This window comes from Yaniella sp. (assembly GCF_030453185.1).
In the GTDB taxonomy this organism is placed as follows: Bacteria; Actinomycetota; Actinomycetes; order Actinomycetales; family Micrococcaceae; genus Yaniella.
In genome coordinates, this window is the sequence record NZ_JAKDKW010000022.1 from 22,240 (window position 1) to 31,133 (window position 8,894).

The 8,894-nt window shown below is 55.5% G+C and carries 8 protein-coding genes; 1 reads left to right on the forward strand and 7 read right to left on the reverse strand.

Translation table 11 applies throughout. From position 1 onward, the window contains the following. Positions 1-10: 10 nt before the first annotated feature. From L0H14_RS05175 to L0H14_RS05185, 3 genes are read right to left on the reverse strand one after another with little or no spacing between them, the layout of a single operon-like run. Positions 11-943, reverse strand: coding sequence for a type II secretion system F family protein (locus L0H14_RS05175; RefSeq protein WP_301419429.1), 933 nt, complete (start codon positions 941-943; stop codon positions 11-13). Continuing rightward, a complete protein-coding gene (locus L0H14_RS05180; RefSeq protein WP_301419430.1) occupies positions 940-1,788 on the reverse strand; it encodes a type II secretion system F family protein in 849 nt (282 codons plus the stop codon). The genes L0H14_RS05175 and L0H14_RS05180 overlap by 4 nt, the downstream gene beginning before the upstream one ends. Then, positions 1,785-3,011 carry a CpaF family protein gene (locus L0H14_RS05185; RefSeq protein WP_301419434.1) on the reverse strand — a complete coding sequence of 409 codons (1,227 nt, stop codon included), beginning with the start codon at positions 3,009-3,011 and terminating at the stop codon, positions 1,785-1,787. Before L0H14_RS05185 ends, L0H14_RS05180 begins: the two co-directional genes overlap by 4 nt. 202 nt (positions 3,012-3,213) lie before the next feature. On the opposite strand from L0H14_RS05185, the gene L0H14_RS05190 reads away from it, so the two are divergent. After that, on the forward strand, positions 3,214-6,180 hold the full coding sequence (locus tag L0H14_RS05190; RefSeq protein ID WP_301419431.1) for an FtsK/SpoIIIE domain-containing protein: 2,967 nt from the start codon (positions 3,214-3,216) through the stop codon (positions 6,178-6,180). On the opposite strand, the gene L0H14_RS05195 is transcribed toward L0H14_RS05190, so the two are convergent. The 4 genes from L0H14_RS05195 to infC all read right to left on the reverse strand — a co-directional run bounded on the left by L0H14_RS05195 (position 6,177) and on the right by infC (position 8,615). Further along, complete coding sequence (locus L0H14_RS05195) at positions 6,177-7,049, reverse strand: RNA methyltransferase (protein ID WP_301419432.1); 873 nt, start codon at positions 7,047-7,049, stop codon at positions 6,177-6,179. The genes L0H14_RS05190 and L0H14_RS05195 overlap by 4 nt on opposite strands. Positions 7,050-7,069: 20 nt before the next feature. Next, positions 7,070-7,453: a 50S ribosomal protein L20 gene (gene rplT / locus L0H14_RS05200; protein WP_301419433.1), complete on the reverse strand. Its 384-nt coding sequence runs from the start codon at positions 7,451-7,453 to the stop codon at positions 7,070-7,072. Positions 7,454-7,525: 72 nt separating this feature from the next. After that, a complete protein-coding gene (gene rpmI / locus L0H14_RS05205) occupies positions 7,526-7,720 on the reverse strand; it encodes a 50S ribosomal protein L35 (protein ID WP_029629501.1) in 195 nt (64 codons plus the stop codon). A gap of 121 nt (positions 7,721-7,841) precedes the next feature. Beyond that, on the reverse strand, positions 7,842-8,615 hold the full coding sequence (gene infC / locus L0H14_RS05210; protein WP_301419435.1) for a translation initiation factor IF-3: 774 nt from the start codon (positions 8,613-8,615) through the stop codon (positions 7,842-7,844). Between the last annotated feature and the right edge of the window lie 279 nt (positions 8,616-8,894).

The window sequence follows — 8,894 nt, forward strand, 5'->3', positions numbered from 1 at the left end:
CCTTTCAAGGTTAGAGTCCGATGTTGAGTAATGAGAGTCCTGGAAATACTGCAAAAATAACGGTTAACGGCATGACACCGAAAATGAGGGGCACCAGCATCCCAATTTCTTTTTTCCCCGCAACTTCGAGTAACTCACGTTTGGTGAGTTCCCTGACGTCGGTAGCTTGGGCATGGAGCACGGTGGCGAGCGGCGTGCCACGTTCATGAGCGACCGTTAGCCCGGTGATAAAGCGTTCTACGGGGTTCAGTTTCAGCCGGTCCGAACATGCTTGCAGTGCCATCACAAGGGTGTCACCCGAACGGATGTCGGCTAGTACAAGGTTGAATTCGTAGGCGAGTTCACCTCTAGCCGTGTTCGCAACCCGCTCTAATGCACCACGAGCGGAGTCCCCCGCGGCGACTGAGAGCGCGAGCAGTTCAGCGATGGTGGGAAATTCCGCCAAGATCTTCGTTCGTCGTCTATTGATCTGACCGGTGAGGAGGTTGTCACGAGCAAAAAACGCAACGGTGCTAGCTGAGATAACAACGATGAGGCCAACAACTGGGTGCAGCGTGTGATTTACTGCCGCCCAAATGCAACCCACGGTCGCCAGCGCTGCTGCGGCCACTGCCATAATCAGCTGTTGTGCCCGATAATCTGCGACATTGAGCCTCGAACCGGCCTGTGCCAACCGCGAAGTAAGCTGGGTATTGCCGAGATTGAGTTTGTTCAGTTGGTCCACTCCCGCTTGGATGATCGGTGCGGTGATCGTGGACAGTGTGCCCAGCGTGGTCAACGACTGGAGTTCCGTAGGCCCGCTGGCAGTATGGCCTCGCATTTGGGGAGCAATCCGCTCGGCCAAAGTCGGTCTATTGAACCGGAAGGCCGCCGTCGTAAGTAGCGTTAGACCGATGCCACCGGCGATAGCGAGTCCTACCGCAAGCCAGAGTGTTGCGGTCACAGCACCCTCCGCTCTGCTGGAAGTGCTCCAATGCGCAGCATGAGACGGTAACAGATCACCGAAACGGCAATCCCACCGAGGAGCACAAACAGACCGGCCACCGACTGGTAAGCAGCGGCGGCGTCGGGTTGGGTTGCAAGCAAGAGCAGGATGGCCCAGGGTGCGACGACTGCCAGGCGTGCTCCGTTAACCGTCCAAGATTGACGTGCTTCAAGTTCAGCACGCGTGCGGGCATCATCACGGAGAAAATCCGAGAGGGTCTGCAGGAGTCGACCAATGTCGGCCCCGCCAACTTCACGAGTCACTTTGAGTGCCGCAATTAGTCGGTCTGCCGTTGGATCGGCCAAGGTATCTTTCAACCGGTTGAGCGCATCGTCGAAGCGCGCACCCGATCGATAATCCCTGGCAAAACTGGCGAATGCGTCGCGTAACTCAACTGGTCCCCGATCAGCCAGTTGCGTCAATGCCTCTGGCAACGTGAGTCCTGCGCGAACTGCCGAGCGGAGATTGTCGATGGCGTCCGGCCAGATTTCTCGCAGTGCTGTTTGTCGACGGTTTGCCTGCCAAGATAATGCCGCCCACGGGACTGCCGCCGCAAAGAGGCCAAAGCAGACGCCAATTGGTACGGCACCGGTTAGCGCCGTCAGGCTAATGAACACAACGAAAGCCAATACCAATGACAGCGTCACTACACCGGGCACAGTGATACGAGCGATGCCACTGCGCGCGATCAGCTGTTGTGCTTTTGACGGTGCAGACGGGGCGGGTTTTTCTGTTCTGGGCCAGAATGACCACCAGATCGACAACAACCCTGCACCGAGTGCCAGGCCCAGAATCACACTCATGCAAAGCCACCAACCACAGCACGGATGTCTACGCCGGCTGCGGTAAATTTTGGGTGTTCCATCAGACCGGTCGGGTTGAGCGTAAGCTGGTTGTCCACCATCCGGAATACGGACGCTGATTCTATAATGCCACCTTCAACGCGTTGTCCAACCGATAGAATTTCAGTAATCTGCCGCTGGCCATTCTCCCTGCGAGCGCAGTGAACCACCAGGTCGAAACAGCTTGCGACCGTTGGAGTGACGAAGTCCCGGCTGATATTTTCTCCGGCCAACAGCGGCAGGGTACAAATTTTACTCAGCGCGTCATGTGCTGAGTTGGCGTGGACGCTACACATCCCAGCCAAGCCGGCGTTTAAGGCGACGAGCATGTCGAGGGCTTCTGCTTCGCGCACCTCTCCCACAATGATTCGATCCGGTCGCATACGCAGTGCTTCTTTGACGAGACGGCGCAGGGAGATTTCGCCTATGCCTTCGAGGTTGGGTTGACGACATTGCATGTTGATCACGTCGCGCTGCGGTATTTGCAATTCGAATATTTCTTCAACGGTGATGACCCGTTCGCGGGCTCCGATCGATGCTGCCAGGCAATTGAGCATCGTTGTTTTCCCGGCCTGGGTTGCACCTGAAACCAATACGTTGAGGCCTGCACTCACCGCGGCATCGAGGAAAGCTGCTGCCTGTGAGGTCATGCTTCCTTTGCGTACCAAATCCGTGAGTTTATGTGCTCTGACCACAAATTTTCGAATATTCACGGCCCAGTGCTGAGCGGTGATATCTGGAATGACCACGTGTAAACGTGAACCATCGGGTAACGCCGCATCGACGAATGGCGTGGACAGATCGAGCCGACGTCCGCTGCTCTTGAGCATTTTCTCCACGAGATCGGCAACTTGTTGTGAAGAGAGCGAGATGTTGGTCAACTCGGTGATGCCGTTGCGTGCGCAGAAGATTTGCGAGGGATTATTGATCCATATCTCTTCAACCTCTGGGTCATCTAGCAGAGGCTGGAGAGGTCCAAACCCCGCAACGGCGTCGAAAACCGCCTGTTGGGTGGTGACGACGTCGTCAAGCATTGGCAGCGCGGCATGCATGCTCCGAGCGTCATAATCAGAGGTTGCGGTTGCTACGAGTTCTCGTACTGCCTCGGGCTGACCGGTTGGGTCAAGGCCGCGAGAACGGATGAGTTCGCGGACTTCTAACTCCAACAATTGCTGCGCTTCCATCATGCTCCAAAATCAAGTGCACACCCTGAGGTTTTTGTGACAAGGTTCACCTTATTATTTTATGCGTCGGTTGCAAGACCTGATCAACGCTTTGTGGGTAAGTTGACTGGCGCTGTCAGTTATCCACAGTTACTTCAACACACTTTCGCATGACCAGTGACCGGGGCATGATGGGTGGCCCCTCGAGTTTGAAAGGATACCCATGCTGTTGCAAATCTTCGGGCTCCTCCACCAACCAACGTGGTGGCATCTCAACCGCATCCCAGTCCAGGGTGGAACCGCACTTGCAGAGATCCTTGCAGCGAACCTGACACACACCCAAGATTTGGAGTTTTATAGCGACGGCGCCCCGTTGACTTCACTTGATGCTAACGCTCTGATTCAACGCTGGGCGGACAGCGTTGGCCAGCTGGTCGCAAAACCTGCCGGATCTGTCCCCCGGTACCAACCAGCTCCACAACTAGCCTTGGTCGCAACCGCGGGCCCCGACTCCGGCAGGATTTTTCCGCTGTCCCGCCGTCGGCTTTCTGTGGGTCGCAGTGGCTCCAGAGCCCAAGTGCGCGACCCATGGTTATCCGCACACGAATTCGACATACGGCTCTCTTCAAATGGCACGGTGGTCACTCCGGTCGACCAACCCGAATTCCTCTGGGAATCGGGGGAACCCTACGCCGCAGGAGCCACCCGCTTTACTTTGCACCGGGGTGACGGCCAACCTCTCATGACTCCCAAGCCACCCGGAATATTTGCAATCCAACCTGGCCAACCACCGTCTCCCCCAAATGTTGTGCTACAGGTTATTGGGGCCGCTGCACCATTGCTGATCGGTATCGTGCTGATGGTCGTGACTGGCATGTGGTATTTTCTCTTATTCTCCGGAATATCCGTCATTATTGCCGCGGTGATGATCACGCAATACCGGCGTGCACGCAAACAGTTTGTCCACCAAATTCGTCTCGCATTGGAGTCTGCTGCCAACGACATACGGCGCTGCGTCTACGCTCCACACCAGATTTCTCAGGCACTGCGCGCTTCGGAAAACGATCCACTGAGTCTTACAGGGCCCCAACCCGAACATCCTGTGCTCTACTTGGGAACTGGACTTCGCAAAGCAACTTTGGACCAGATGCAGCAGACTCAACGGTGGGATGACCATCTCACCGGTACGGTACCCATCGTTGTAACGTTGCAACCCGGGCATCGCATCTTTGTGGTTGGCGACCCCGCAAGTTTGCGGCCGGTTAAAAATTGGTGCGTTGCTCAGTTACTTCGCCATGCGAAAGCAACCGATGGCGGTCTCATGCTTGACCGGCGCCAATATGCCGGTGCTCCACAGGTGCTGGTTGACGATGACGTCGACACCACTTCCGCGCTCCCCCAGCTCATCTTCACTGCCCAAAGCCGTGGGTTACCTGATGAAAACACAACGATCGTCGACCTGACCGCGCACGCGGTGGAAGGCGCCATGACAGTGACCGCATTGGAAACCTTGGGCATCAGCACACCAACCCTGCAACGCTTCAGCCAAGAGATTGGCCTGCACCAACCCGATGACTCCTTGAGTTTGCAGCACCTAGCGCTGTCACCCACCACCATGCAAGGTTGTGCCGCCGACGAGCTGACCACCGTAGTCGGGACCGGAACACTGGGACTTGCCGTCGACATTGTGGCAGACGGACCCCACCTCTTGATTACCGGCACTACCGGGTCTGGTAAATCAGAACTACTGCTCACCGTGTTGGTTGGAATGGTCGAACGCTACCCGCCAACTGAGGTCAGCATGATTCTGTTGGATTTCAAAGGCGGTTCATCTTTCAACGTGCTGGAGCCATTGCCGCACACCATGAGTGTCGAGACGAACCACGTAGCAGAGTCGTCGTTTCGTTCACTGGATGCAATTGCCGCAGAACTACATCGTAGAGAACGCCTCTTCGCGAAATACCAAGTCCCGGATTACGTATCGTTTCGGCGCTCACATCCCACTGCAGTTTTGCCGCGTCTCGTCGTGGCCATTGATGAGTTGCGGGTACTGGTCGATGACAATGACGATGCTGCAAACGCGTTGGCACGCTTAGCAGCTACCGGTAGGTCGTTGGGTTTTCATCTGATCATCGCCACACAGCGTACCCAGGGTGCTGTGAGCGCGGATATTCGTGCCAATATCGGGGCAATCATGAGTCTGCGCACGGCTACCGAACATGACTCATGGGAAATATTGGGCACCGGGGATGCCTTTGGCATCTCACCAGCTACCCCCGGCCGAGCGTATTACAAAACCGGTGCAGGACAACCTCAACTTTTTCAAACGGCCCGCTACTTACTCGACGACGAGCCGGTCGAGTTGATACCCCACAGCGACAGAGTCAGTGAGCAACTCAACCTGACAACCAATTGGGACGCTCTCATCCAAGAGCTTTGCCACCGTGCCATACACCTACCGGTTGCGGACCCGGTGATTTTGCCGGCTCTTCCAAAAGATGTCCGGAGTGCTGCCCTTGCCACACAACATCAGCTCGCTCCGCCGAATGAGGTCATTGGGCTCGTTGATGATCCGGCAAACTGTAGCCAATATCCACTGACACTGGGGCCTAAGTCAGCTCGCGATGACGTCGCTGTCCTATCGAATTCAGTTGCTTGGGTAGGTACCGCCGACAGCGGTGTCGAAACGACTCTGGCAACGGTTTGCCAACATGTGCAGCAGCGTCCTGAACGCAAATTTTTTCTGGACGGCGGTCGGCTCATGCGCAGTGAGAACAGTTGGGATACTTACCTGCACGTATCTGATGCTGCCCCGGACGCGCTGCAAGAAATGGTACAGCACTTGACAGTGTTGTTGACTGAGGAACAACATACCACCGTTGTCATCACTGATTGGGGCAGTTGGGCTACTCAAATGGTCACTGGACATTTCCAAGGCTTCGAAGATCTCTTGATCCAGCTGTTGCGTCAACACGCTTCCGTACTGAGGCTCTATGTTTTTGGTGCCCGGGAGCTGGCCGGTGGGCGGCTGATCGCGATGATTCCTGATCGCTTATACCTGCCGATGAACTCATCATCGGAACATAGAATGATCTGGCCAAAACTCGTTTCGGTTCCGGCAATCAAGGCTCGCGCGGTTTTAGTGACCGCCGAACACGCAACCGGAGGCTTAGCTGTACAGCTAAGTTAGGATGCACGACGACGCTGTGCCATTGCCGAAGAATAGAGACAAATGGTCGCAGCGGTAGATACATTCAGCGATTCAGCCAGACCATAGAGTGGCACGGCAACACGATGATCGGCAAGGGCCACCTCTTCGGCGTTCAGTCCGCGTGCCTCATTGCCGAAGAGCCAGGCGGTTGGCTTGCTGAGTACAGTGACATCCGTTTGGTCCAGTACCACGTCGCCGTACCCATCGGCAGCAAAAACCTGGCCGGGAAAATCAGTGACGAATGTGGTCAAATCAACGTTGGTATAGACAGGTAAATGGAAGATCGAGCCCGCCGTAGACCGCACAGTTTTGGGATTGAAGATGTCAACGGTTTGTGACGTGGCAATGACGTAGTCGGCCCCGGCTGCATCTGCTGTTCGAATGATCGTGCCCGCGTTGCCTGGATCCTGAATACGCACCAGTCCACCAACGAGTTGGGCGTCATTCCGTGGTGCTGGTTGTGCTGTGGGTTGGTGGACAACGGCGATGATGTTCTGATGCACCACAGCATCCGACATGGCCTGCAGTACTGGATCAGTGGTTTGGGCAACAAAAACGCTGTCTGATAGCTGTCCGATAAGTTCAGCGAGTTCCGGATTCGAGTCGGCTAGCTGTTCCGTGTAGTAGACCGCGGCGAGAGTCTGATCTGGTGGCCACAGTTGTGCCGCTGCCTCGGAAAGTTCGAGCAAGCCGAGATGGGCTCGGATGGCTTCGGCCGCTGATTGCGGTCCTTCTGCCAAAAATTGTTTGCGTCGATTTCGGACAGCAGAACGCCCCGCCAATTGGGCTACCCGTTTAACGCGTTCGGCGTTCGGGTTATCCATCCAATTGACGGGGCGATGATGCATGTTTGCTCGGTCGCTAGATACTATTTGGCGGCTGGAGCGTTGACGTCGGCTGGCAGTGCTGCCTTAGCCATCTTGACCAGAGCAGAGAATGTTTCCGCGTCAGAGACTGCGATTTCAGCAAGCATACGGCGATCCAATTCGATTTCAGCCAGTTTCAGACCCTGGATGAAACGGTTGTAGGTCATGCCGTTGGCACGTGCCGCAGCGTTGATACGGGTGATCCACAGACGGCGGAAATCACCTTTACGCTTGCGGCGGTGCTGGTAGTTGTATACGTACGAGTGCAGTAGCTGCTCGTGCGCCTTACGGTACAGACGTGAGCGCTGGCCGCGGTAACCCTTGGCGCGCTCCATGATTGTGCGACGCTTCTTTTTTGCGTTAATCGAACGTTTGACACGTGCCATGCGTTCTACTCCTTCGTGTGTTCTCCCGTAACGGGAGGAAAGCTGTTGGTTTGCTACCTAAATAACGGTTTACTAGATACCGAGCATGCGGCGGATACGCGCTACATCGCTCTTCGCCAGTGGTACGTCTGGCTTGAGGCGACGCTTGTAGCTCGATGGTTTGTGCTCCAGGTAGTGGCGGCGATTCGCACGTTCGCGCATCAGCTTTCCTGACCCGGTGACGCGGAAGCGCTTACGGGCACCATTATGAGTTTTCATTTTCGGCATTGTGGCCGCTCCTTCTTTTCGTTCGCTGGCTTCCGCTTGAAACCAGTATCAGCCTTATACATAAGGCCTTGTATCCCAACACCGGCAGCGGCGCGGGTAAATTTATGACCGATCGAACAGTCTAGGCTACTGCGTCTGGTTTTGGACCATCATCAGATGGCTTAGCAGCCTGCTGCTTCAGTTCTTCCGGCATTGCATCGGCGATCGAGTTTTTCGGCTCGGCCTGCTCTGCTTGTTGATGACGTTCGCGACGTGCTTCAGCTGCGGCGCGGTCACGGCGTGAACCGCCACCTTCACGTGGCTTATGCGCTCCGCCTTTACCTTTTGGAGCTTGTGCTCCACGATGTGGGCCAACGACCATAACCATGTTTCGACCGTCTTGACGTGGCCTGGATTCAACCTCGCCAAATTCTGCAACATCTTCAGCAAAGTCTTCCAAGAGATGCACACCGAATTCCGGACGCTGCTGTTCACGGCCGCGGAATTGGATCATTGCTTTGACTTTGTCACCAGCCTTCAAGAACTTCTGTGCTTGTCCTACTTTGGTCTGGTAGTCGTGGTCTTCAATCTTCAGGCGGAAGCGAACTTCCTTCAGCTGTGTAGTTGCCTGGTTTCGGCGGGACTGACGGGCCTTAACGGCGGCCTCGTACCTGTATTTACCGAAGTCCATCAATTTTGCAACGGGTGGTTTGGCTTTTGGTGCTACTTCCACCAGGTCTAATTCAGATTCAACGGCCAGCCGCAACGCATCCTCGATGCGCACGATTCCGACCTGTTCGCCCTCGGGGCCAACTAACCGGACCTCGGGCACGCGAATGCGTTCGTTTACTCTTGGCTGCTCGCTAATGAGATATCTCCTTGCATTGAGTGGTGTTGGTAGTCGCCAACTCCCAATGGCAGACCGCCACAGCAAGACATAAAAAATGCCTCCCTGTGAAGACAGTGGAGGCTCAGACTTACACAAACAGTGTTTGTTGCAGTTCCTCAAATGCGGCTTGGAAAAGCTAGCATTTGGCTTACCCGATAACTAGATTCAGAATCCGTCGGCAGGTGGGAGGTGCCCTCCACTTGTCATACTTCAAGTTAGTTTAGCAGTCATCTACGCCGAAAACAATTTAGGCAGGGCTATTTCAAAGTCGGGTGAGTTCTAGGGCGAGTTCTGGGTGGCGTCCGT